This window comes from Hymenobacter canadensis (assembly GCF_027359925.1).
GTDB lineage: Bacteria > Bacteroidota > Bacteroidia > Cytophagales > Hymenobacteraceae > Hymenobacter > Hymenobacter canadensis.
In genome coordinates this window covers 2,619,218-2,642,311 of sequence record NZ_CP114767.1, presented here as the reverse complement: position 1 = coordinate 2,642,311, position 23,094 = coordinate 2,619,218, and the positions used below count along the sequence as shown (strand labels likewise).

At 62.7% G+C, this 23,094-nt stretch carries 20 protein-coding genes; 11 read left to right on the top strand and 9 right to left on the bottom strand.

What is annotated here, in order from left to right; translation table 11 throughout:
- Positions 1 to 197: 197 nt before the first annotated feature.
- A complete protein-coding gene (locus O3303_RS11290; RefSeq protein ID WP_269558522.1) occupies positions 198 to 848 on the bottom strand; it encodes a T9SS type A sorting domain-containing protein in 651 nt (216 codons plus the stop codon).
- Positions 849 to 1,138: 290 nt separating this feature from the next.
- Positions 1,139 to 1,903: a biotin--[acetyl-CoA-carboxylase] ligase gene (locus O3303_RS11285; RefSeq protein WP_269558521.1), complete on the bottom strand. Its 765-nt coding sequence runs from the start codon at positions 1,901 to 1,903 to the stop codon at positions 1,139 to 1,141.
- 42 nt (positions 1,904 to 1,945) lie between these two features.
- Here O3303_RS11285 and rsfS point away from each other — a divergent pair, with 42 nt between their 5' ends.
- Positions 1,946 to 2,335, top strand: coding sequence for a ribosome silencing factor (gene rsfS / locus O3303_RS11280; protein ID WP_269558520.1), 390 nt, complete (start codon positions 1,946 to 1,948; stop codon positions 2,333 to 2,335).
- A 90-nt stretch (positions 2,336 to 2,425) separates the two neighbouring features.
- A complete protein-coding gene (gene ftsH, locus O3303_RS11275) occupies positions 2,426 to 4,546 on the top strand; it encodes an ATP-dependent zinc metalloprotease FtsH (RefSeq protein WP_269558519.1) in 2,121 nt (706 codons plus the stop codon).
- Between the two features lie 301 nt (positions 4,547 to 4,847).
- On the opposite strand, the gene O3303_RS11270 is transcribed toward ftsH, so the two are convergent.
- Positions 4,848 to 6,188 (bottom strand): tol-pal system protein YbgF, encoded by a 1,341-nt coding sequence (locus O3303_RS11270; RefSeq protein WP_269558518.1) that lies wholly within the window; start codon positions 6,186 to 6,188, stop codon positions 4,848 to 4,850.
- A gap of 409 nt (positions 6,189 to 6,597) precedes the next feature.
- Here O3303_RS11270 and O3303_RS11265 point away from each other — a divergent pair, with 409 nt between their 5' ends.
- The 5 genes from O3303_RS11265 to O3303_RS11245 all read left to right on the top strand — a co-directional run bounded on the left by O3303_RS11265 (position 6,598) and on the right by O3303_RS11245 (position 13,104).
- Positions 6,598 to 7,263: a LutC/YkgG family protein gene (locus O3303_RS11265; RefSeq protein WP_269558517.1), complete on the top strand. Its 666-nt coding sequence runs from the start codon at positions 6,598 to 6,600 to the stop codon at positions 7,261 to 7,263.
- Positions 7,229 to 8,020, top strand: a complete 792-nt coding sequence (locus O3303_RS11260) for a UDP-2,3-diacylglucosamine diphosphatase (RefSeq protein WP_269558516.1) — start codon at positions 7,229 to 7,231, stop codon at positions 8,018 to 8,020. The genes O3303_RS11265 and O3303_RS11260 overlap by 35 nt, the downstream gene beginning before the upstream one ends.
- 154 nt (positions 8,021 to 8,174) lie before the next feature.
- Positions 8,175 to 8,993, top strand: coding sequence for an NHL repeat-containing protein (locus tag O3303_RS11255; protein ID WP_269558515.1), 819 nt, complete (start codon positions 8,175 to 8,177; stop codon positions 8,991 to 8,993).
- Between the two features lie 133 nt (positions 8,994 to 9,126).
- A complete protein-coding gene (locus O3303_RS11250; protein ID WP_269558513.1) occupies positions 9,127 to 10,290 on the top strand; it encodes a zinc-dependent alcohol dehydrogenase in 1,164 nt (387 codons plus the stop codon).
- A gap of 231 nt (positions 10,291 to 10,521) precedes the next feature.
- The gene (locus O3303_RS11245) at positions 10,522 to 13,104 is read left to right on the top strand and encodes a S8 family serine peptidase (protein WP_269558512.1); all 2,583 of its coding nucleotides are present in this window, start codon (positions 10,522 to 10,524) and stop codon (positions 13,102 to 13,104) included.
- 324 nt (positions 13,105 to 13,428) lie between these two features.
- Here O3303_RS11245 and O3303_RS11240 read toward each other — a convergent pair whose 3' ends face one another.
- Positions 13,429 to 14,235 (bottom strand): M57 family metalloprotease, encoded by an 807-nt coding sequence (locus O3303_RS11240; protein ID WP_269558511.1) that lies wholly within the window; start codon positions 14,233 to 14,235, stop codon positions 13,429 to 13,431.
- A 333-nt stretch (positions 14,236 to 14,568) separates the two neighbouring features.
- On the opposite strand from O3303_RS11240, the gene O3303_RS11235 reads away from it, so the two are divergent.
- Positions 14,569 to 16,287 carry a PSP1 domain-containing protein gene (locus O3303_RS11235; RefSeq protein WP_269558510.1) on the top strand — a complete coding sequence of 573 codons (1,719 nt, stop codon included), beginning with the start codon at positions 14,569 to 14,571 and terminating at the stop codon, positions 16,285 to 16,287.
- Positions 16,288 to 16,304: 17 nt separating this feature from the next.
- Positions 16,305 to 16,793: a gliding motility lipoprotein GldH gene (locus tag O3303_RS11230; protein ID WP_269558509.1), complete on the top strand. Its 489-nt coding sequence runs from the start codon at positions 16,305 to 16,307 to the stop codon at positions 16,791 to 16,793.
- A 151-nt stretch (positions 16,794 to 16,944) separates the two neighbouring features.
- Here O3303_RS11230 and O3303_RS11225 read toward each other — a convergent pair whose 3' ends face one another.
- Entirely contained in the window at positions 16,945 to 17,145 is a 201-nt protein-coding gene (locus tag O3303_RS11225; RefSeq protein WP_269558508.1) for a cold-shock protein, read from the bottom strand.
- Between the two features lie 249 nt (positions 17,146 to 17,394).
- On the opposite strand from O3303_RS11225, the gene O3303_RS11220 reads away from it, so the two are divergent.
- Positions 17,395 to 18,291 carry a hypothetical protein gene (locus O3303_RS11220; RefSeq protein ID WP_269558507.1) on the top strand — a complete coding sequence of 299 codons (897 nt, stop codon included), beginning with the start codon at positions 17,395 to 17,397 and terminating at the stop codon, positions 18,289 to 18,291.
- Positions 18,292 to 18,367: 76 nt separating this feature from the next.
- On the opposite strand, the gene O3303_RS11215 is transcribed toward O3303_RS11220, so the two are convergent.
- The 3 genes from O3303_RS11215 to O3303_RS11205 form a co-directional block, all read right to left on the bottom strand.
- Positions 18,368 to 19,237, bottom strand: coding sequence for a hypothetical protein (locus tag O3303_RS11215; protein ID WP_269558506.1), 870 nt, complete (start codon positions 19,235 to 19,237; stop codon positions 18,368 to 18,370).
- A gap of 84 nt (positions 19,238 to 19,321) precedes the next feature.
- Positions 19,322 to 20,401: a ComEA family DNA-binding protein gene (locus O3303_RS11210; RefSeq protein ID WP_269558505.1), complete on the bottom strand. Its 1,080-nt coding sequence runs from the start codon at positions 20,399 to 20,401 to the stop codon at positions 19,322 to 19,324.
- Positions 20,402 to 20,506: 105 nt separating this feature from the next.
- Positions 20,507 to 21,466 carry a hypothetical protein gene (locus O3303_RS11205; RefSeq protein WP_269558504.1) on the bottom strand — a complete coding sequence of 320 codons (960 nt, stop codon included), beginning with the start codon at positions 21,464 to 21,466 and terminating at the stop codon, positions 20,507 to 20,509.
- Between the two features lie 124 nt (positions 21,467 to 21,590).
- Here O3303_RS11205 and O3303_RS11200 point away from each other — a divergent pair, with 124 nt between their 5' ends.
- The gene (locus tag O3303_RS11200; RefSeq protein ID WP_269558503.1) at positions 21,591 to 22,172 is read left to right on the top strand and encodes a DinB family protein; all 582 of its coding nucleotides are present in this window, start codon (positions 21,591 to 21,593) and stop codon (positions 22,170 to 22,172) included.
- Between the two features lie 89 nt (positions 22,173 to 22,261).
- On the opposite strand, the gene O3303_RS11195 is transcribed toward O3303_RS11200, so the two are convergent.
- Complete coding sequence (locus O3303_RS11195) at positions 22,262 to 22,969, bottom strand: porin family protein (protein ID WP_269558502.1); 708 nt, start codon at positions 22,967 to 22,969, stop codon at positions 22,262 to 22,264.
- Between the last annotated feature and the right edge of the window lie 125 nt (positions 22,970 to 23,094).

The following is a 23,094-nucleotide window of genomic DNA, read 5'->3' as shown; positions in this document are numbered from 1 at the left end:
GGCAAGCCCCGTCCGCCGGGCATGACCCGATGGGATTAAAGTGATGCAGAAAGTAGAGAATGCCAAAAGTAGAGAATTAATCCGGCCGCGCCGCACCCGCCCAAACGCCCGAAAGCGCGGCTGGCGTGCAAAGCGCACAAAAAAAAGCGGCCCGAACAGTGGGCCGCTTTCTTCGAAAAGAAACAAAAGGAATCAGGTTAGTTCTGCAGCACCAGCCGCTTGGTGGCCACCACTTTGTCGTGGAGCAGCAGGCTGTAGACGTACATGCCAGCGGGCAGATCGGACAGGTTCAGGGGCATGCCGTTGGTGGCCGCTTCGGGGCGCAGGGTAAACGTGCGCACTTCCCGCCCGATGATGTTGCTCAGGCGCAGCTTGTACTCGGCACCAGGTTTCTGGTTCACCGTCAGCATCACCATGCCCTTGCTGGGGTTGGGGTAGAGGCTGAGGCCAATGGCGGCTGCTTTCGAGTCGAGAGTAGCCAGCGGCGCATTACTCACCGTAATGCTGCCCACCATACCCTGCCAAGGCCCACCGGGTGTCGCCTGGAAGGCGTGCGGCTGGCAGTGGTAGGTGATGGTACCCAGCGCCGTGAACGGCCCGCGCGTGGCCGGAGCATTGGCCGATACATTGAAAGCAGCAAACGACACGCCGTCATCGGCCACCGAAGGATGGAAGCCCGATACCCACTCCCAGCGTACCTGGTCGCCGGGGCGGATGGTGACGTTCTGGGGCGAGAAGACGTTGGAGCCGTCGGCGCCGCCGACCTGCACCACCACCGTGGCCGCGTAGCCCGTGAGCGAGGCCAGCAGCAAGCCCACCATCCCAAAAAAACGCGTAGATATTTTCATGATTCGTGAAAGTCAGGGAACGGCACCCGAAAGCGGGCTATTCCAAATATAGGGTTTTTGCACTTAAAAGCGGCCGGGCTGCAGGAGGCCGGGGCCAGCGCTGCCGCCAGTAAATCAAGCACCATGCCTAATTGCCGGCCGCGCTCCAGAAGCACAGATGCCAATTGGAGGCAAACGGTTGCGTTGGGTTTAACGCCTGCCGAACTACTTGGGTAAATACGCGGATGGGCTGCCTGATGATCAATAAAATACGGGCATTTGCCGCTCCGCCGCCCTGGCCGGCTGAGCTGTCAGAGCAGATACCGGATTTCTTTCAGGTCGAAGTGCCGGAGCTGGTCCTGCACCTGCAGCGCTAGGCGGCCGGCATCGTCGACGCCCACAATCTCGCCAGTGATTTGCTGGCCGCCTACTTCAAAGGAATGCGGCTCCTGGTAGCGGTACAGCACGTGCAGGTAATCATAGCGGAGGGCGGCAATGCGGCCGGCGCGCAGCTGCAGGTAGCGCCGCTCCAGGCACTCCAGCAGCCGCGAGGCCAGCGGGGCCAGGGCATAGGCGCGCCCGGTCAGCAGCGCCAGCGACGTGGCCGTGGGCACCCCAAATTCCTGCTGGTTGACATTCAGCCCGATTCCTACCACACTATGCTGAATCATTGTGCCGTTGAGCGTGTTTTCAATCAGGATGCCGCCAAACTTCTGGTTGCCGTACAGCAGGTCGTTGGGCCATTTCACCCGCAACAAATTGCCAAACCCCAGTAGCGTGCATGCCCAGTCGTGCACGGCTAGGGCCACGGCCTGGCTGAGCAGGAATTGGTCCTGAGCGGCCAGAAAGGCAGGCCGCCACACTACCGAAAGCGTCAGGTTCTCGCCGGGCTTAGCCTCCCAGGTGTTGCCCCGCTGACCCTTTCCGGCAGTCTGTTTGTCGGTAATAACCACGCAGCCGTCGGTGGCGCGGTTTTCGCCAAGCAAATGCTGTGCTTCGCTGTTTGTGGAGGCACATTCGGGCAGCCAGTGCACCTGGCGGCCCGTGAAGAGAGTATGCGGGGAAAGAGGCTCCACTTGATTTTCGTACTTTGTGACGTTCAAACCTAACAATACCCCATGAAAAGTACCCTGGTTCGACAGGATTCGGACAAGTTGGCAGATGTAGTCGTGCGCGGCATGCAGGAGAAAAAGGCGCTTGACGTCGTTGTGCTCAATCTCAAAGAACTTAAAAACGCCGTAGCGGATTATTTTATCATCTGCTCGGCTTCCTCAGATACTCAAATCGAAGCCATTGCGCGCTCGGTGGAAGAAGAAGTGGAAAAACTCACTGGCCAGAATCCCTGGCAGACGGAAGGGCGCACCAACCGCGAGTGGGTGCTGCTCGACTACGTCGACGTGGTAGTGCACGTGTTCCTGCGCGACCGGCGCCAGTTCTACGCGCTGGAAGAGCTCTGGGGCGACGCCGAAATTCGGTACGTGGAGGAAGAAACGGTGCCGGCCCGGTAAGGTAAAAGCCGGCGGGCTGCGTCTGCTTCCGGGAACAAACGTTCGGGTGGGGTGTTCCGCCTTTGTTTTGTGCTTTAGCTAACCTTATTCATGTCTGATAACACGCCCAAAAAGAAAAAGCCCATGCTGCCCACGCCTGCTCCCAAACCCGGGATGCAGCTGTGGCTGCTGGCGGGGTTGGTGCTGTTTCTGTGCGCCTGGTTGTTTTTCAACCAAAGCGGCAGCACGGTAGAAATCAACCAGCAAAAATTCGAGCAGATGTACGCCGCCGGCGACGTGCGCGACGTGAAGCTGCTCACGGACCGCCGCATGGTGGAGGTGGCGCTGCGCAACGAAGCCATCAAGTCGGGCCGCTACAACCAGCTGCTCAGCCGCCGCGGCCCGCTCACCCTCGACACCAGCCCGCAGTTCGGGTTCCAGGTGGTCGACGGCAAAACCTTCAAGGAGGACTTCGAGAAGCTGCAGGCCAACGTGCCGCTGGAAAAGCGCATCGGCCTGAGCTTCGATACGCGCACCGGCTACGGCGACCTGATTACCACTTGGGGCTTCACCATTCTGCTGTTCGTGGGCTTCTGGTTCCTGATGCGCCGCATGAGCGGTGGGGCAGGGGCCGGCGGCCAGATCTTCAACATCGGCAAAAGCCGCGCTGCCCTCTTTGATGGCGGCGACAAGGTGAAAATCACGTTCAAGGACGTGGCCGGTCTGGAAGAAGCCAAAGAGGAAGTACAGGAGATTGTGGAGTTCCTCAAGAACCCCAGCAAGTTCACCGTCCTTGGTGGTAAGATTCCGAAAGGTGCCTTGCTGGTAGGTCCTCCCGGTACCGGCAAAACCCTGCTCGCCAAGGCCGTAGCCGGCGAAGCCGACGTGCCGTTCTTCTCACTGTCGGGATCCGACTTCGTGGAGATGTTCGTGGGCGTGGGCGCGGCCCGGGTTCGGGACCTGTTCAAGCAGGCCAAAGCCAAGGCGCCCTGCATCATCTTCATTGATGAGATTGACGCCATCGGCCGCAGCCGCAGCCGCGGCAACGTGCCCGGCGGCAACGACGAGCGCGAAAACACGCTCAACTCGCTGCTGGTGGAGATGGACGGCTTCGGTACCGACTCCGGGGTTATTATCCTGGCCGCTACCAACCGCCCTGATACGCTGGACTCGGCCCTGCTGCGTCCCGGTCGCTTCGACCGCCAGATCAGCATCGACAAGCCCGACATCAACGGTCGTACCGAGATTTTCCAAGTGCATTTGAAGCCGATTACGCTCGGCCCGGACGTGGAAGCCCGTAAGCTGGCGGCCATGACGCCCGGTTTCGCCGGTGCTGAAATTGCCAACGTCTGCAACGAAGCCGCCCTGATTGCCGCCCGCCGCGACAAGAAGATGGTAACCATGCAGGACTTCACCGATGCCGTGGACCGCGTAATCGGGGGCCTGGAGAAGAAAAACAAGATCATCAGCCCCGACGAGAAGCGCATTGTGGCTTACCACGAGGCCGGCCACGCCATTGCGGGCTGGTTCCTGGAGCACGCCGACCCGTTGGTAAAAGTGAGCATCGTGCCCCGAGGGGTGGCGGCGCTGGGCTACGCGCAGTATCTGCCGCGCGAGCAGTTCCTCTACAACACCGAGCAGCTCACTGACGAAATGTGCATGACCCTGGGTGGTCGGGCTGCCGAGGACATCGTGTTCGGTAAGATTTCGACCGGTGCTCTTTCCGACCTGGAGCGCATCACCAAGATGGCTTATTCCATCGTGACGATGTACGGCATGAACGCCAAGCTGGGCAACATTTCCTTCTACGACTCGAAAGGGCAGAATGAGTACGGTTTCTCGAAGCCCTACTCGGAAGCTACTTCGCAGATGATTGACGAGGAAGTGCGCACCATCATCGAAAACGCCTACATCCGGACCAAGGAGCTGCTCACCGAACGCCGGCACGAGCTGGAAGTGGTGGCCAAGGAGCTGCTGGAGAAGGAAGTGCTGTTGCAGGATGATCTGGAGCGCCTTGTGGGCAAACGCCCGCACGGTGTGCAAACCAACTACCAGGCCCACATGGCCGGCACCGACCGCTCGGAAACCCTGAGCGAGCGGAAGCAGGAGCACCCCGGCGTGCCCCTCAGCAACGACCTGCCCGACCTGAACCTGCCCGGCGTTGACGCCGACCGCCCCGGTTCCACTGGCGCCACCTCTGAGCCTAGCGGCTCGGCCGTAACGCCGATGTAAGGCGCCCTGCGCTAATCAAAACAAAGAAGCCAGCCCCAACGGGCTGGCTTCTTTGTTTTAGGTCGTGGCTGCACCGATGATGTTCGGCCATCGCCTGTGCTTTAGCAGAGCGGGGCATTAGCCGGTAGCGCAACTCTTTACTTCGGGTTTTGCCGCCAGGGCTAGGCCTGCTCAATTTCGCCGGAAGCCAACGATTCCCGTTCCGTTGTTGCCTCCAGCCTTATCCGACGAGGCACGGAGCAGATGCTTCGCGCTACTGGCAAACAGAAGGAGGCCAAGGAAGCCCAGACTGCCGCCGGAGTTACTGGCGGAACTTGCCTTTGCCTTCCTGCGACGCCTGCGGTTTAGCGTTGGCCTTAGGCTGACGCTCGAGACCCGCCGAATACTCTGTGCTCTGGCGCATGCCGGAGTTAGCTTTCAGGTTGCGGCGGGTCTTCAGGTACTCACGGGCTTCGGTATAGATGTCCGATTTGCGCTCGGCTTTTTCCATCACTACCTGATAGTAGCGGCGGGCAGCGGCCACGTTGTGCTCTTCATCGGCAATGCGTGCCAAGTTGTAGTTGGCGTGCACGTAGTAGCCGGGTCCCATCTGGTCGGTTACTTCCGAAAAAACGATGCAGCGCTGGAAATACTCCTTGGCCTTGGATTTGTTTTTGTACTTGGTAAAGTTCAGCCAGCCCAGGTAATAGGTGGCGTAGCGGCCGGCAAATCCCTCGTAGCCCGGCATGCCGCGGTTGAGCTTGTCCAGAATATCGAGGCTGACCTGCTCGCACTTGCGGAACTCGCCGTTGTTGAAGCTGAGCATGGCATAGCACCGCTCGAAGTAGCCGTTGTCGGGGTAAGCAGTGTTGAGCTGGCGCGCTACCTGCAGCGCTGCTGCTGGGTTGTTTTCTTTTTCGCTGCTTAAAATCTTGAGCAGAAAATACTTGGATTCCGGGCCGGTATAGAAGCCATTAGCCGCTACGTTGCGAATCTGCTGCAGCCCCAGCTGGCGGTTGCCTTTCGGAAACAGCAGCAGAATAGGCCGCAGCCACGGGTGCTCATCCGCAATCCAGGCGGCGTAGTAGTTGAACAAGCCCTGGCCCAGCAGAAACTCCGGGCTCAGGCCGTTGGCTTCCTTGCTGCGCTCCAGATAGTCGAGGGCGCGCTTGCTGCTGACGGTGGCTTTGCGCAGGTTGTGGCGCTCAGCGTTCAGGCGGGCATCGAAGCCGTAGGCGGCCGCCAGGAAAAAGCAGGCCTCGTAGTTTTTATTATCCAGCTCATATAGCCGCTCACCCTTGGTGATGGCCGTATCCATGTACGCGAAGAACAGCTTGTCGTGCAGCGGGTTGGTGGCGTTGCTGGGCATAATCTTCCACCACTGGCTCAGCCCCAGCAGGAAATAGGGCATGGGGTGCTGCGGGTAGCGGCGGCGCAGGGAGCGAAACTGCTTCTCGGCCTGGTCGTGCTTGGAGTTGTAGAGGTTCGTGACGGCACCATCCAGCTCGGTCTGAATGTCCTTGTCGAGCAGCAGCCAGCCTTTGGTATCAACAGCAGCCGGCGCCACGTCAATGTTTTCCAGCGAAATATTGCGCATGCCGTCTACCAGAGCGCTATCCGGCGTCTGGCCCGAGGCACGCAGCCCCAGTAGGATGAAAGCCATTAGCAGACCAACGCCCCGCCAAGAGCGAGCGAAGCCCGGTGTACTAGACAATACCTGTATAAAATAGTAATTTTTATCCATAGACCGAGATGGTGAAAGGCAAAATTAAGTCTATTTGGCTGGTTTTAGGTGTCCTAAGGGTTAAGAAATATAGGATATAATTCAGTGACAAGAAAATGGGACACTGCAGATAATAAGTACATTAAAGTGAAATGTCGCTGAAACCCTATCTGATACTATTCCAATACCTTGAAATTGTCGGTGAGTGCCGGATGAATTGATCTGAAGGCTGCCACGCGCTATTCGGCTGGTCCCAAAATGGTCCGCCAAATGAGTCCTCTTATTGGGCCATTTGGGCGAAAAATATTCACGAGGCCGCTGGTCCGGGCGGGCCTGTTATCTTTGGGCTATGCCCGAATCGTCCCGCGACATTGTTCTGCGCCGCATCCGTGAAGCGCTTCGGCAGCCCACGCCGCCCAAGCCCGCGCCCGACTTCACGGCCCCGCTGCACCCGGTGGCGGCCGACGACCTGGCCATTGCCTTTGCCGAGAGCTTCGTGCGCGTGGGCGGGCAGCTGTATTTCTGCGAGTCGGAAGAGCATTTCTACGACCAGCTTTTCGCCTACAAAAAGGAGAAAGAACTCGACAACCTCTACGTGTGGGAGCCGGAGCTGAAGAAGCTGCTGCACGCGGGCGGCCTCGTGTTCCGGCAGGACGAAACCGACTTCCTGGCTCACGCCGATGCGGGCCTGACCACCTGTGAGGCCCTGATTGCCCGCACGGGCAGCGTGCTGGTGAGTGCCGCCACCGGCAGCGGCCGCCGCCTCAGCATCTATCCCGATCAGCACCTAGTGTTTGCGCGCACCTCCCAGGTCGTGGCCGACATCGGCGACGCGCTGCAGCGCCTACAGGCCCACTACGGCCCCGACCATCTGCCGTCGATGATTTCGCTCACGACCGGCCCCAGCCGCACGGCTGATATTGAAAAGACCCTTGTGCTCGGTGCCCACGGCCCGCGCAGCCTCGCCCTGTTTTTGCTGGATGACGAACCCGACCCCGCCACCCCGCCTGCCTGATCTGCCGCTGCCGCCCGGCCGCCGCATCTATTTTGCTTCCGATTTCCATCTTGGTGCCCCCGATGCCGCCAGCTCGCTGGAGCGGGAGCGGCGAATTGTGCGCTGGCTGGATGAAGTGGCCAAAGACGCCGCTGCCATCTACCTGCTCGGCGACATCTTCGACTTCTGGTTTGAATACCGGCACGCCATTCCGCGGGGCTTTATCCGGCTGCAGGGCAAGCTGGCCGAGCTGACCGATGCCGGGCTGCCCATCATCTTCTTCACCGGCAACCACGATATGTGGATGTTCGACTACTTTACTAAGGAGTTGGGCATTCCGATTCTGCGGCATGCGGTGAGCCAGCAGATTGGTGGGCGCGAGTTCCACATCGGGCACGGCGACGGCCTGGGCCCCAAGGACTACACCTATAAGATGCTGAAGCGCGTGTTTGCTTCGCCGATGTCGCAGTGGCTGTTTGCGCGCCTGCACCCCAATCTGGGCATCGGTATTGCCAACCGCTGGAGTCGCCGCAGCCGCATTCAGAACGCCGCCGCCGATGCGCAGTATTTCGGCGAGGACGAGTGGCTGCTGGTGTATTGCCGGGAGCTGGAAAAGCGTTTCCACCACGACTATTACGTGTTCGGCCACCGCCACCTGCCGCTCGACGTACAGGTTGCACCCGGCAGCCGCTACCTCAACCTCGGCGAGTGGGTCAATTATTGCTCCTATGGCGTCTATGATGGTACGGACCTGGCATTGCAGCATTTCGAGAAGTAAGAAGCTAGAAGTGAGAAATGAGATGGGAGAAGTGAGAAGTGCAACGGCTAGGGCACAGCGTTGGCTTCGTATAGCCATTATCTTCTCAGTTCTTAGTTCTCAGTGCTCACTTCTAAGCCAAGCTCAGACCACGGCCCCCACGCCGGCCTCGGTGGTGCCGCCCGGCAAGCCGGCGCCAGCCGCTGCCGCCCCGGCCGCAACCCAGGCGCTTGCCGCCGGTACCGGCGCTTGGCAGCTGGTGCGCACCATTGCGCTGCCCCAGCCCGGCGTGGCGTCGCTGGACCGCCGCGGTAACCTATACGTGGCTGACTCGCGCGACAATATCCACCAGTACGGCCCCGACGGGCAGGCCCTGAACGTGTATTCGCCGCCCCAGCCTGGCCACGTGGCCCAGCTGGAAGCCTGGAATACCACCAAGATTCTGGTGTTCTACGACGACCGCCAACAGCTGCTGCTGCTGGATAGGTTCGCGGCGCCGCTGGGCGAATTCAACCTGCTGGACCTGCTCGACGGCACCGCCCGGGCCGCCACCCTGGCCCCCGACGACCGGCTCTGGCTGCTCAACGAGTCGGACCTGACGCTGCGGCAATTCGATGCCGCCACTCGGCGCTTCACCGTGTCCACGCCCCTCGACCTGCTGATTGGCCGCTCTCGGCCCGATTTCCGGTTTCTGCGCGAATACCAGAACAACCTCTACCTGGTAGACCGGGTGAATGGCATCTACGTGTTCGACAACCTGGGCAACTACCGTAAAAAGCTGCCTTTCCCGGGCCTCAGCACCGTGGGCTTCCGCGCCGATGAGCTGTATTTTCTGGCCGATGGCGCCGTGCAGCTGTTCCAGCTCTATACGCTGGCGCAGCGTACGGTGCCCCTGCCTGCCGGCGTGCCCGTGGCAGAAGTGCGCCAGGTGCTGCTGGGCGAGAACTATGCCTACCTGTTCACGCAGGCGGGCCTGCAGGTGTACAAGCTGTAGGGTAGGAGCGGCCGGAACCGTCTCGGCCGGCGAAGCCGAGCCATAACTCTAGCAGAGGTAGGCCGTTAGGAATAAAGTAGGGCCGCGCAGGCTGCGTGGCTCCTGTTTTTCTTCCTCCCATACTCCGCCGCTTATGAAAGCTCTCGTGTATCATGGAATGAAGGACGTCCGCGTAGACACCGTGGATGATCCGAAGATTGAAGACGCCCGCGACGCCATTATCCGGGTGACCAGCACGGCCATCTGCGGCTCCGACCTGCACATCTACAACGGGAGCATTCCGCAGCCTCGGCCCATGGTGCTGGGCCACGAGTTCATGGGCATCGTGGAGGAAGTTGGGAAGGGAGTCGGCGGCAAAATCAAGGTCGGCGACCGGGTGGTGGTGCCGTTTCCGATTGCCTGCGGCACCTGCTACTTCTGCAACCACGAGCTGCCCGGCCACTGCGAAAACTCCAACCCCGACCACTACGGCCCCGAAGGCGGCCTGCTGACCGAGAAAGGCGGCGCCCTGTTCGGCTACACCGACCTCTACGGCGGCTACAATGGCGGCCAGGCCGAGTACGTGCGCGTACCCTACGCCGACTACGGCCCCCGCGTCATCCCCGATTCGCTGACCGACGAGCAGGCCCTGTTCCTGACCGACATCTTCCCGACCGGCTACTCCGGCATCGACTGGGCCGACGTGAAGGGTGGCGAGTTTGTGGCCATTTTCGGGGCCGGGCCGGTGGGCATCATGGCCGCCAAGTCGGCGTGGCTGCGCGGGGCCGGCCGGGTCGTCATCGTCGATACCCAGCAGTACCGGCTGGATCTGGCGAAGAAATCGGCCCAGGCCGAAACCATTCTCTGGGACAACGCCAAAGACGTCATCGAGCAGATCCGGGCCATGAGCGAGGGCCGCGGCGCCGATGTGTGCGTGGAATGCGTGGGCTTCGAGCCCGACCGCGACCTGCTGGACCGCGCCAAGGCCGTGCTCAACCTGGAAAAAGGCTCGCCCAAAGTGCTGGAGGCCTGCATGAGCGCCGTGCGCCGGGGCGGCACCGTGACGGTGCTGGGCGTGTACGCCACGCCGTTCGACAATTTTCCCATTGGCCAGTTTTTCGACAAAGGCATCACCCTGCGCGGCGGTCAGGCGCCGGCCCAGAAGCACATCGACAAGCTGCTGCAGTATGTGATAGAGGGCAAAGTGGTGCTCGACGACATCATCTCGCACCGCCTGCCGCTGTCGGAGGCTGCCCACGGTTACGATATTTTCCGCAACAAAAAGGATAACTGCACCAAAGTGGTGCTCAAGCCCTAGACCTGGCCGCTTCTGCAAAAGAGCCTACCCGTTGGTAGGCTCTTTTTTTTGGGCTAACCGGCCGTTGAACCGACGGTTTCGGCGTGCTGTTACACCAGCCGGACTGGCAGATTTCTGCCTACATTTGGATAGAACGACGCTGGTTGTTCTTTACCGTCCTGTTTGCTCTGCCACAACCATTTCTCCGTTATGTCTGCTGCTCTTTTTCGCCGAATCAGGTTCCGTTTATTCATGGGAATACTGGCGGCCGGAGCAGGCCTGAGCACCGGGCAGGCCCAGCAGCAAAATCGGCCCGACGGCCGGCTGGCGCCCGGCCTCGCCGAAGCCCGCGCCCCGCGCCTGCTGCGCGTGAGCGTAACCGATGCTGCTGCGTTCCGGGAGTGGCTGGCGCGCACGTACCCGGCCGCCACCGTGCAGCCCGAGCCGCGCCAGCCCCGGCTGCTGCGCGTGCGCGGCGTGGCCGCCCCCGCGCTGGCCGCCTGCCCCTGGGTGAGCTTCGTGCAGGCCGCCGACCGGGAGGCCCGGCCCGAGCGGCTGGTCAACGGAACCGACTTCACGGCCAATAAGGTCACGGCCGTGCACGCCCGCTACCCCCAGCTTACCGGGCAGGGCCTCACGGTTTCGGTGAAGGAAGCCCCCCTCGACCTCAACGACCTCGACTTCCGGGGCCGCCTCGTAAACCCCGATCCGCAGGCCGCGCTGCTGAACTCGCACGCCACCACCATGGCCACCCTGATTGCGGGCGGCGGCAACTCCGGCCCCAACGGCAAAGGCGCCGCCTGGCAGGCCCGCATTGCCCAGTCCAGCTACGCCAACCTGCTGCCCGACGACGGCCCCGGCCTGGCAGCGCAGGGCGTGTCGGTGCAGAACCACTCCTATGGGGTGAGCGTGGAGAATTTCTACGGCCAGGAGGCCCGCGCCTACGACGAGCAGGCCGCGCAGTATCCCACGCTGCTGCACGTCTTCTCGGCCGGCAACTCCGGTAACCGGCCCGCGCCGGCCGGCCCCTACGCCGGGCTGGCGGCCACCGCCAACCTCACCGGGGAATTCAAAAACGCCAAAAACACCCTGAGCGTGGGCGCTACCGATGCCCTAGGCCAGGTGGCCCCGCTCAGCTCCCGCGGCCCCGCCGCCGACGGCCGCGTGAAGCCCGAACTGGTGGCCTTCGGCGAGGGCGGCAGCTCCGATGCGGCGGCGCTGGTGTCGGGCGTGAGCTTGCTGGCCCAGCACGCGCACCGGCAACGCAGCGGCGTGCTACCCTCGGCGGCGCTGCTGCGGGCCGTGCTGCTGAACACGGCCGATGATACCGGTCGGCCCAACGTCGATTTTGTGGCCGGTTACGGCCAAGTAGACGCCCTGGGCGCCGTGCAGACCATGCTCGACGGCCGGTTTCGGGGCGGCAGCGTGGCGGCCGGGCAGGAGCAGGTATTCACGCTGACGGTGCCGGCCGGCGTGCATCGGCTCAAGGCCACCCTGTGCTGGACCGACCCCGCCGCCGCCGCCAACGCCGCCACCCCGCTGCTCAACGACCTAGACCTGACCTTGGTGCGCCCCACCGACGGCCAGCGCTGGCTGCCCTGGACGCTCAGCGCCTATCCGCACCCCGATTCGCTGGCCCGCCCTGCCCGCCGCCGCCCCAATCACCGCGACAATGCCGAGCAAATCACCCTCGACCTGCCCGCCGCCGGCACCTATGAGCTGCGCGTGCGGGGCTACCAGCTAACGCAGGGCCCCCAGGCCTACAGCCTGGCCTTCGAGCTGGAATCGGGGTTGACGTGGGTGCACCCGACTTCGGCCCGCAACCTGCGGGCGGCAGAGACGGCGCTGCTGCGCTGGCAGTGGGCCGGGCCAGCCACTACCGCCCGGCTGGAGTTTCAGCCGGCGGGCCAGACCGCCTGGAGTTTGGTGAGTAACGCAGATCTGGCCCCGCAGACGCTGCGCTGGACCACCCCCACCACGCCCACGCTGGGCCGGCTGCGGCTGCAGTCGGGCTCAGAAACGGTGGAGTCGGACACGTTTTTTGTGGCCGCGCCTCCAACTCTGCAGGTGCTCTATAGCTGCCCCGAGGAAACCCGGCTGGCTTGGAGCCGCGTGCCCGGCGCCACCCAGTATCAGCTGTACCGCCTCGGCGCCACCCACCTCGAGCCCTACCGCCTGCTCACGGATACCACCCTGACGCTGCCGCCCGCCGAGGCCGCCGCCCGCTACTTCGCCGTGGCGCCCCGCGTTGGCGGCCGGCTGCGCGAGCAAAGCCTGACCGTGGATGCCGGGCCCACCAACAACGGCTGCTACATCCGCTCGTTTCTGCCGGTGCAGCCTGTGGCTGACACCGTGCGCTTCCGGCTGCTGCTGAGCAGCACCTACCAGCTGCGGCAGGTGGCCCTGGAGCGCCGCGCCCCCGATGGCAGCTTCGGCCCGGTGCAAACCATCAGCCCCGTGCCCGGCCTCACGCTGCTCCTGACCGACCCCCGCCCCGCGCCCGGGCGCGCCGAATACCGGGCCCGGCTGGAGCTCGACAACGGCCGCGTGTACTACAGCGCGGTGGAAGCCGCCTTCTTCCTGCGCGCCCCAGCCGATGTGCTGGTGTACCCGGTGCCGGTGACGGCCGGCGAGCCACTCACCATCGTCGGGCCCCGCGACCAGGCTCTGCGCATCCGGCTGTTCGACCTGACCGGCCGCCTGCGCCTCGACCTGACCACCGAAAACACCGCCCAGCAGACCCTCGATACCCGGGGCTTGGAGCCAGGTACGTTCCTGCTACGCATCGGCGCCCCGGGCGGCCGCGAGGTTACGCGCCGCATTGTGGTGCTGTAGCTGCCGCCCTTGGCACACGCCGGGGGCGGCACCGGTCTTGGTACGCGCCGGAGCAGGAGGGCCGCCTTGACAACGGGTGTGCCTGTGGGGGAGCTTGTTGGGTAGTAGGCAACAGGGGAGGAGAGAAATGGACGCCAGCCGGCATATCCGGCCAACACCTGCCGTGTCAATGCCCGCCCGTGAGGTGCAGCCGGGCACCACGCAGGCCTACGGGAGCCGTGGGCTGAGGCCGCGCCGCCTGGCAGAAGTCTGCGAACAGAAAAAGGCCCCGGCTCTTTGCAGAACCGGGGCCTTATCTGTCAGGCTATGCCTGAAGCGGGACGATTAGTACACGTAGTTGAGGGCGGTTACGTCGTTCGAGTTAAACGGACGGTTTACGCCGTTGCCTACGCAGGCCAGCATCCACGAGCTTGGATCGGCGCCCGAGGGCGTGCCGGGGATGAGGACAGCGCCCACGGTGCTGGCGCCTTCGTTGGCAGTGGAGCCGCCGCAGCTATACGCACGGTTGAAGTAGTCGGTGTGGCGGAAGCCGATAGCGTGCCCGATTTCGTGCGCCATGATGGTGGCGATGTAGTTCACGTTGGAGCTGTTGATAGCCGTAGGCGACAGTTTGAAGCCAGGCGCGGGGTTGCCGCCCGAAGGGAAGCCACCCGACTGGCCCAGTACGCCGGGGCCCAGGTTGGCCGACGTGATTGGCAGGTTGGCCGTGCCCGAGGTGATGCGCACGAAGCGCAGGCGCAGGTTCTGGGCGTTGTAGCGACGGATGGCTTCGTCAGCGGCCGACACATAAGCCGACGGGAAGGTACCCACCAGGCGCACGGTGAGGGTGCGGGGCAGGCCGGTCACCAGGTTGGTGGTGCGGTACTGCTCGTCTTCGCCTACGCGCATGAGCTGGCTCTGCGGGCCGCTGGCCAGCACTTCGTTGGTCAGCAGGATGTCGCCTTCCACTACCACGCCTTCTTCCACTTTGCGGGCATCCGAAGTACCAAAGCCGAGGGTCCGGATCTGGCCGATAGTTTCTTCGGAGAGTTCATTTTTGGCAAGTACCTCCTGCTTCTTTTCGCACGAAGAAAGCGACATGGCGGCGCCGAGCATCAGGGCCAGAGGAGTCAGTAAACGGGGTGCTTTCATGAAAATGGTTGGGTTGGTTGTGGGAGTGAAAGAACGAATTGCGCTGAAAACTTACGAACTTATTGCTGATATCACAAAATATGTTTGATATGATTGACAGAATTATACACATAGGGGCTTTTTATTATTCTTTCCGTGATGCCCAAAAAGCTGACTTTCCGTGCGTTGCTGAAGGAATGATGAAGATTGGGGCGGAATAGGTATTTTATCATTCTGGTTGCGCTGCAGGCCGTACCGTCTCATTGGTTTTGCCCTATCAATGTTAGGCCCGGCGGCGGCCGGCGTGGCGGGCCTCACAACGGGCACGGCCTTCCGTAGCCGATTTCTGTATCTTTGTCTGAAACCGACTTTCCGCAGCGCGGTGCGCTGCTTCACTATATAGATACCTCACCAGTGGCCTGTTCTACTTGCTCATCCGGCTCATCCGGTGGAGGCTGCTCTACCAATTCTGCCTCGGGCTGCGGCTCGAAAGGCAGCTGTAGCAGCGGCTGTACGCGTCTCAATGTCTTCGACTGGCTCCAGGATTTAGATACCCCCAGTGACTTCAAGGGCTTCGACCTAGTCGAAATCCGCTTTAAAGGCGGCCGAAAGGACTTCTACCGCAACGCCAGCCACCTGCCCCTCATCACCGGCGACGCCGTGGTGATTGAGGCCGGCGGCAGCGGCTGGCACCTGGGCCACGTCTCGCTCAAGGGCGAGCTGGTGCGCCTGCAGATGAAAAAGAAAAAGGTGCCCACCGACTCCAAGGACATCCGCAATATCCTGCGGGTGGCTACCGAGCAGGACGTGGAGCGCTGGGAGGCCGTGCGTGACCTGGAAACCGGCACTATGTTCCGGGCCCGTACCGTGGTGGACGAGCTGCGCCTGAAAATGAAGCTTTCCGACGTAGAGTATCAGGCCGACCGCACCCGCGCCACGTTCTTCTACTCGGCCGAGGACCGGGTGGATTTCCGCGACCTGATCAAGCGCCTCGCCGACGAGTTTCGGGTGCGCGTGGAGATGCGCCAGATTTCGCTGCGCCACGAGGCCGGCCGCCTGGGCGGCATCGGCGTGTGTGGCCGCGAGCTGTGCTGCTCCACCTGGCTCACCGACTTCAAAAGCGTGAGCACCACCGCGGCCCGCTACCAGAACCTGAGCCTCAACCCGGCCAAGCTTTCGGGCCAGTGTGGCCGCCTCAAGTGCTGCCTCAACTACGAGCTCGATACCTACCTCGACGCCCTCAAGGACATTCCGCAGGTGCAGCGCCCGCTCATCACCACCAAAGGCGAATACGTACTGCAGAAAACCGACATCTTCCGCCGCAAAATGTGGTTTGCCGTGCGCGGCGACAACAACTGGGTGGTGCTGACCACCGACCGGGTGCGTGAGGTGCAGGAGATGAATAAGCGGGGCGAAGTGGTAGATACGCTGCTGGTAGCCCTGCGCGAAGAAGAAAAAGAACCCGACGTTACGGCCATCGTGGAAGGCTCTTTGGAGCGCCTCGATGACAAGATAAAAGCCGGCAAGCGCCTGAAGCGCCCCAAGAAAAAGGGACGCGCCGATGCTCCTGCCGAGGAGCAGCGCCCGGCTGCCGCCATGCCACGCGCCGGTGGCCGCCCACGTCCTGCTGCCACGGCTACTCCCTCCACCCCCGATGCTGACGGCCTGGCCGCCACGCCGACGGCCGAGGGTGGTGCCGAGGAAACGCGCCGCCCACGCGGCGCCGCTGCCCGGCCCCTCAACCGCCGCAACAACCGCAACCGTTCCGGCAATAGCGCTGAAGGGGGCACCCGCGACGAAAGCGGCCGGGGCGAAGGCCGCCGTAACCCAACCGACGGCAGCGCCCCCGAGCCCCGCCAGGGCCGAAGCGGCAGTGAGCGGCGTGGTGGCCGCGGCAGCTCTGCCGCCGGCGAAGCCGGCACCCGCCCAACGCCGCCGGAAGGCAGTGCCGGCGGCGCTGAGCGACCCGCCCGTGAAGGCCGCGAGGGCCGCGAAGGAGGCCGGGGCCGCCGTGGTGGCCGCCGGGGCGAAAGCAGCGGCTCCGCGGCTCCCACTCCTCCCAGTGCTTCCTGAATCAGTAGTTGATGTCTATGCTCAAGCTATTTCGTTTGTTGCCGCTGCTGGGCCTGGCCACCGCACTGACCGCCTGCGACCAGAGTCAGCTCTATGAAAAGAATGTCGATTTTTCGGGCTACACCTGGTCGGTGAAGCAAAAGCCAGCCTTTACGTTCGATATTGCCGACACCACGCAGCGCTACGACGTGTACTTCAACGTGCGCAACGCCTCGGCCTACGGCTACTACAACCTGTACCTGAAGCACACGCTGACCGGGCCCGATGGCAAGCCCGTGTCGCAGCTGCTGCACCAGATGTTTCTGATGGATCCGCAAACCGGCGAGCCGCGCGGCCAGGGCACCGGCGACATCTACGACCACCAGTTTCTGGCGCTGCCCAACCAGCGGTTTCGGCAGACTGGCACCTACAAGTTGGTGTTGGAGCAGTACATGCGCCAGGATCAGCTGCCGGGCCTCATGGCTGTGGGCGTGCGTGTAGCCCAGGCTACCTCGCGCAAGCCCTAGCGGAAGTGCTGAAAAAGCAGCGCCGCCGCATCTGCTCGGAATGAGCGGATGCGGCGGCGCTTTTTTATGCGCGGTATGCGCCAGGGTTTAAGGCAAGAAGCTCCGGCCGTTGGGCCGGAGCTTCTTTAGAGTAGCCGAAGGAAGGCGCGTATTACACGGCTGCAATGCGCTCTACCCGTACGGCGTTCAGGCCTTTTTTGCCTTCAATTACCTCGAAGGAAACCCGGTCATTTTCCCGGATTTCGTGAATCAGACCTGTTTGATGCACGAAAATATCCTGCTCGTTTTCGTCCTGGATGATAAAACCGAAGCCCTTCGATTCGTTGAAGAACTTCACTTTGCCCGTTTTCATAGAAGAACCTGCTTGTAGTGGAAGTGTGGAAAAGACGCCGGTAAATCTAATAGCTATTTCCAATAATCAGGCATGCAAGGCCCACCGGCCTCTGCCAGGGCGGCTGCCAGGTGCGGGTTGTGGCGCCGCAAAACGCATTTGGCCGGAACAGCACCGCCGCCTGCCTGCCCGCACGAACAATGCGGGAAATGAGCCCGTATAGCCGGATAGCTGCCGCGCCTATTCCCGCCAAAAACGGTAGCCACTCCCATGGAAAACGACGAAAAAACACCGCATAACGCCACGCCGGATTCGGCCGCGCCCGCCGCTGCCGATAACAGCAATTCCGTGGTCGGGAGCGAAGCCAGCCGCGCCGACCTGAGCAGCACGCAGGCCAGCTTCCAGGACCCCGACCGGCTCGAAAACCAGCAGAGCAGCCCCGAGCGGGGCGAGTTTGGGCCCCACGGCCACCTCGGGCATACGCATGGCGGCTACGGCAACCAGGCGCGCAACCTTACGCCGGAGCCCGCCCGCGAAGCCGCCCCACCCTCCGACACCACCGCCCACCACGACGGCTACCAGGTGCCGCAAGGCAACGGCGACAACGGCCTGGGCATGGGCAGCCCCACCAGCCAGCAGAACGACAACGGCTCGGAGGTGAGCAACAGCGAAGGCTACAGCGCCGACTATGGCAACACCTCGGGTGGCAGCCCGCTGCCGGCTGAGCCTCAGGCGGCCGCTGGCACCACCCGCAACCAGCACGAAGACGACCATTCTTCGCGCGGCGGCTACGACAACCAGGGCCACTCCGACGACAGCAACTACCGCCAGCCGGCACCCGGGGCGGCCGCCGCTTCGGCGGGGGAGGCCAGCGCCGAGGACGAAGCCGGCCGGCCGGCTGCCATTCCTGAAGAAGCCAACGCTGGCGCCGGCAGCAGCTACAGCGGCAGCACCCAGGACGGCCACGGCTCGCGCGGCGGCTCCTACAACGACGAGTACGACGCCGCCAACGACAACAGCCAAACCGGCTCGCCCGCCCGCGGCGACTACGACAGCCAGGACCAGAGCCAAAACTACGGGCAGCAAAGTCGCCAGGAAAACCGCCCGGCTGGCGAAAAGGATACCGACCATGGCGCCACCCCCAAGCGTACCGGCACCCAGGAATAAGACGTAATCAGCTACCTCGACATCACGCAAAACGGCCCGCTACCTCAGGTAGTGGGCCGTTTTGCGTGATGTGGGGCTACCTGGCTTTGCGGGTGGCGCGGTAGAGTCGGCCTTTCTCGTTGCTGACCATGAAGTCGGTGTTGTTGATGAATGCCAGCGCTTCGGCCTGGCCGGTGGTGGGTAGCGCAAGGCAGGATTTGGGGCCATCGAAGAGGCGGTGGCCGGGCTGGCGTTCCAGCAGATACACGTGGCCGTAGCCGAGCAGCGCCACCGTGTGCCCATCGGGGCTGATGTCGGCGGCCGTAATCCAGGTGCTGATGCGCAGGCTGTCGAGCAGGGTGGCTACGTGGGAGCCGGGGCGGGCCGGAACCGAATACAGCTTCGTGTAGTGGCCTTTGCCGCGGTTTTTGGTGAACAGATAAAGGCTGTCCTGGTGATAGTAGAACGCCTCACAGTCGAAGTTGCGGGCAGTTTTGCGCGGTGGAAATTCCTGCTGGTCGGGGTAGCGGAACCCGATGGTGTCTATCTGGCTGAATTTGGGGCCGCTGAGGCGGTAGATGGCCAGGTTGCGGCGCTTGTTCTGGTTGTTGCCGAAGTCGCCGATGTAGAGGCGGCCAGCGTCGTCGCGGGCCAGATCCTCCCAGTCGATATTGGTGAGCGGGGCCAGGTTCAGGGTTTGCAGCACGTCGCCCTGGGGCGTAATGCGGAACAGCGACTGCGCGCTGCCGCCGTCGCCGTGGGTCCACAGATCTTCCTGCACACCGGCCAGCGCGAAGCCCGAGCTTTCCTTCACCAGCTGCTGGCGCAGGCGGCCCGTCTGCTCCACCTTGTAGAGCTTGTTGATCTTAACAAACTTCCCCCGCCCATCCTGCGAGCCGCAGCCGCATACCACCGACTGCAAAAAAACGAGAATAGGAAACAGCTTGTCGCGCAGCAGAAACAGCATGAAACAGAAGAAAGGTTAGCCTTTTAACTCCCGGCAGGTCCGGAGGGTTGGGCCCGCAAAGCTACTGCGCCGGCCGGGGCCGCCTCACTTAATCAGCAGATAAGGCAGCAGCCGGTCGTAAGTGGCCTCGTCGAGGATGCGGATCTGGCGCAGGTCGGCGGGCTGCCGGAACGGGCCGTGCTGCTGGCGGAAGGCCACCACCACCCGGGCCAGGCGCTTGCCCACGTAGGGGTGGCTTTGCAGCACTTCAAACGGCGCATTGTTGATATCCACACCTTCCGGCGCGAAGCCGGGCCGCACAAACGTGTACTTGCGCAGGCTGTCCACCAGGTCGGGTGCGTCGCGCAGGCTGTAGAGCTCCGCCAGCTGGCCGGCCTCGCGGAAGCCCCCCAGCCGCTGCCGGTACTCCACCACCCGCGCCGAAAGCCCCCGCCCGATGCCCCGGATCTGCATCAGCTGCGTGGTATCGGCCGTGTTCAGGTCGAAGGGCTGCAGGTTGCGGGGCTTGCGGGGGTAGGCACTGGCTGAGGCCGGGCCAGCGCTGTTCGCACCGAAGCGGCGGCCGGCCGGGTCGGTGGCCCGGTCGGGGTAGGGGCGGCTGGCGTAGGCGCGCGGCTCGCGCGGCGGCAGGGCCTCAGGCAGTTGAATGTAGGGCGCGAGGCGGGCGTAGGTGGTGTCAGACAGGCCGTAGGCGCGCCGGAGCTGCTCTTTGGCCCGAAAGCCACCCACGGCGTCGCGGTATTTCACCAGCCGCTCGCCCAGCCAGGCGGGCAGGCCCCGCGCCTGCCAGTCGAGGCTGGAAAACCGGTTGGGGTCAAAAGGAGCCAGAGCCACCTGCGGCACGCGCGGCCGGCGCGGATACGTGCGGCGTGGGTAGCGGCTGCCGTTGCCCGCATACGCCGGCCGGGGCTGGCGTTTGGCGGCCAGCTCGGCAGCCCATTGGTCAAGCTGGCGCTGGTCGGCGGCGGGGTCGTAGGCGGGCAGGTGCGGCCGTAGCAGCACGGGCGCCAGCAATAGCCCCAGCAACAGCGTCAGGAGCACCGCAAAGCCGGTGGTTTCGCGGCGCGAAAACCCAAAGTAGCGCCGCCGTGCCGCCCGAAACCGCGCCCGAAAACCGGAGCTGGGCGCCTGGGCTTTAGTGGGTGGGGGAGGAGGCAGCGGCATAAGTAGTCAGCATAGGATATCGGTAGCAAATGATAAGCGCCAAGCAATATAGGGCGTGCAGTATCTAACCTCCAAGCAATGCCGGCGGGCTCCACGAGCAGCCGCTTACTTCCTGATTTTTACGTCCACGTCGTAGCGGTAGCGCGGCGGCCCACCCAGCGGAATGGCGAAAAACGGCAGCGCCACGTCGTACTGATCGGTGACGTAGAATACCAGGTCGTTGCCTTCCTTGGTGAGCGAGGTCAGGCGCATGTCCAGCGAGAGGCCGTGCTCTTTGCTGCTGATGGGGTGCTGGCTGCGGGCCCAGATGTTGTCCTGGCTGACGCTGGCCGGGTGACCGTTTTTGGCCACGCTGAAGATCTTGATGCTCACGTCGCCGTCGAGGTCGAAGTTGCTTTGCGTGATGCTCACCACCCGGTCGTTGACGTAGGGATAGAGGTGCGTGATAGCGCGGCGCGTGGGCACCAGCCGGAAGGCATACTGGTAGGTGAAGGCGTTGCCGCCTTCCACGGCCACATTCTGGGTGGGGCTGGTGCTGAAAAAGTAGCGGTAGAGGTTGCCGTCGTCGCCGGCTTTGCCCTGCGCAATCACCTTGAACACGTAGCCATCAAACTCCGGCACGTACTCGCCCTCCAGCGGGTTGAGCGGCCCGAACGTGTACCACTTGCCGTCGTATTTCGCGTTGGCCCCGAATTTCACCTGCTTGAGCAGCGTGCCGGAGCGGAAGTTGCCGCCGGGTTTGGGCTTGCGGGCGTCGGGGGCGGAGTGGGTGCCGGGGCCGCCGTAGAGGCTGAACTCGGTGGTGGTGTTCCAGTTAAAGCGCTTTTCGTCGAGCTGGCCGCCGCAGTCGGGGTCGAAGACCCGGATGTACACCGGCTGGCGGTTTTGCTTGGGCACCAGGAAAAAGAAGGTCTGGGTGAAGTCGTCGTCGCCCCAGCTGGGGTCGGCCTGGGCCCCAAATGTGACGAGGGAAGCAATATTTTCGCCGGGGCTGGGCACTGCCTGAGCCCAGGCCGAAAACCCGGAGATAGTCAGGAAAAAGACGCTAAATAGAAAACGATACATGTAGACAAGGTATCAGAAAATGGTGTGAATCTTCTATAATGCAGGCTGCGTAATTGCCGATGCCACCCGCGGCCCGTATCATTACGCGCCGTTCTGCCGCTCCCTATCCTGTTTGCACCCCGTCATGAGTCAGACCACCACCCGCACCTCCGAATTCTTCGATGGCCTGACTGCCGAGCTGACCGCCCTGCGCGACGTGACGCAGCAGCGCTTCCGGCCCCTGACCAACGACCAGCTGAACCGCCGCCCCTCGCCCGACACCTGGAGCGTGGGCCAGTGCCTGGAGCATCTCAACATCATCGGGGGCTTCTATTTGCCCAGCATCACGCGCAAGCTCAAGCAGGCGCAGGAGCGCGGCAGCACCCCCGCCGAAACCGTGAAGCACGGCTACATTGGTCAGAAACTGACGGCGGCCATGAAGGTGTCTCCTAAGGATAAACCCCTGAAAACGCCCCAGCAATATGCGCCCAGCGGCTCGCGGCTGCCGCGTACGGTGGTGGAAGTGTTCGGCCGCCAGCTGGATGAATTGCTGAACCTGCTGGAGCAGGCGCGCCGCGTGAATGCCAACGCCGTGCGCATCCCCAACCCCATTATTCCGCTGCTCTGGCCCCGCCTCACCGACGTGCTGGAAATGCTGGTGGTCCACATCCGGCGCCACGTAGCGCAGGCCGAGCGGGTGCTGCAGGGCCAAGGCGTGGTGGCCTGAATGTCTCACAACCAAAGCGGGAAAGTATATCATAAAAGAAGAGCTGCTGGTGCACCCGGCAGCTTTTCTTTGTGGCTATGTAATGCCGGTTACTTCGCCCCAAAAAAATAGGTCAAACCAAGTTGTAGGTTGCGGTTGCGGATTTTGTTCTTGGGCTCGTCGTTGTTCTGGTCGTTGGGGACAATGTTGCTGATACCCATGGCGTAGCCGAGCTGCGCCTGCATTGGGCCAACCTTGTAGCCCACGCCAAATGTGGCGCCCAGGTCGAAGCGGCGGTAATAGGCTTTTGTATTACCGTTACCGGCTTGGTCAGCGAATTCTACGTCGTATTTACCTTCGAAAATATCGTTGAGGCCGCCAGTAGAGAACGTGCCTTTTTCTTTGCCCTTGCCACTCAGTGCCAGCCCCAAGTATGGTCCAGCAAATACTTGTAAGCCTGTGGCTCCGTTAGTGGTATACACCACATTCAGGGGTACTTCCAGATAGTTGAGGCGTAGTTCTTCCTGATGAGTCGAGAACCTGTTGGGGCTGGAATCTTCCAAATCAACCCGGTAGCCTTTTTGGCTGTAGAGCAACGCCGGCTGGAAGGCAAGATTGCCGAAGCCAATGTTGGCCGCTACGCCAGCCTGCGCGCCGAGGCGCATCTGCGAGTTGAGAACATACGACGACTGAGTGTGGTAGCTGAAATCGGCGAAATTAGCCCCGATGCGCGGGCCAAAGCTGATTTGTGCCTCAGCGGCGGGAGCCGCCAGTGCTACAGTTGCTAAACCCAGTATGGTAGTGAATAAGGCCTTCATAAGAGAGGGTAATAGGAGTAAGTGAACCTGTGCGGTTGGATTCGGCGCGAATATAGACTGATTTGCAAAACACCTTTATTCTGACGTTGGAGGTGGCATTCTACATCATTCTGCTAGGGTAGATA

What these genes read in the sequence shown, in the direction of transcription:
- O3303_RS11290 (WP_269558522.1), bottom strand. Translation starts at nt 848, where the DNA reads ATGAAAATATCTACGCGTTTTTTTGGGATGGTGGGCTTGCTGCTGGCC.
- rsfS (WP_269558520.1), top strand. Translation starts at nt 1,946, where the DNA reads ATGAAAAGTACCCTGGTTCGACAGGATTCGGACAAGTTGGCAGATGTA.
- ftsH (WP_269558519.1), top strand. Translation starts at nt 2,426, where the DNA reads ATGTCTGATAACACGCCCAAAAAGAAAAAGCCCATGCTGCCCACGCCT.
- O3303_RS11270 (WP_269558518.1), bottom strand. Translation starts at nt 6,188, where the DNA reads ATGGCTTTCATCCTACTGGGGCTGCGTGCCTCGGGCCAGACGCCGGAT.
- O3303_RS11265 (WP_269558517.1), top strand. Translation starts at nt 6,598, where the DNA reads ATGCCCGAATCGTCCCGCGACATTGTTCTGCGCCGCATCCGTGAAGCG.
- O3303_RS11260 (WP_269558516.1), top strand. Translation starts at nt 7,229, where the DNA reads ATGACGAACCCGACCCCGCCACCCCGCCTGCCTGATCTGCCGCTGCCG.
- O3303_RS11250 (WP_269558513.1), top strand. Translation starts at nt 9,127, where the DNA reads ATGAAAGCTCTCGTGTATCATGGAATGAAGGACGTCCGCGTAGACACC.
- O3303_RS11245 (WP_269558512.1), top strand. Translation starts at nt 10,522, where the DNA reads ATGGGAATACTGGCGGCCGGAGCAGGCCTGAGCACCGGGCAGGCCCAG.
- O3303_RS11240 (WP_269558511.1), bottom strand. Translation starts at nt 14,235, where the DNA reads ATGAAAGCACCCCGTTTACTGACTCCTCTGGCCCTGATGCTCGGCGCC.
- O3303_RS11230 (WP_269558509.1), top strand. Translation starts at nt 16,305, where the DNA reads ATGCTCAAGCTATTTCGTTTGTTGCCGCTGCTGGGCCTGGCCACCGCA.
- O3303_RS11225 (WP_269558508.1), bottom strand. Translation starts at nt 17,145, where the DNA reads ATGAAAACGGGCAAAGTGAAGTTCTTCAACGAATCGAAGGGCTTCGGT.
- O3303_RS11220 (WP_269558507.1), top strand. Translation starts at nt 17,395, where the DNA reads ATGGAAAACGACGAAAAAACACCGCATAACGCCACGCCGGATTCGGCC.
- O3303_RS11215 (WP_269558506.1), bottom strand. Translation starts at nt 19,237, where the DNA reads ATGCTGTTTCTGCTGCGCGACAAGCTGTTTCCTATTCTCGTTTTTTTG.
- O3303_RS11210 (WP_269558505.1), bottom strand. Translation starts at nt 20,401, where the DNA reads ATGCCGCTGCCTCCTCCCCCACCCACTAAAGCCCAGGCGCCCAGCTCC.
- O3303_RS11205 (WP_269558504.1), bottom strand. Translation starts at nt 21,466, where the DNA reads ATGTATCGTTTTCTATTTAGCGTCTTTTTCCTGACTATCTCCGGGTTT.
- O3303_RS11200 (WP_269558503.1), top strand. Translation starts at nt 21,591, where the DNA reads ATGAGTCAGACCACCACCCGCACCTCCGAATTCTTCGATGGCCTGACT.
- O3303_RS11195 (WP_269558502.1), bottom strand. Translation starts at nt 22,969, where the DNA reads ATGAAGGCCTTATTCACTACCATACTGGGTTTAGCAACTGTAGCACTG.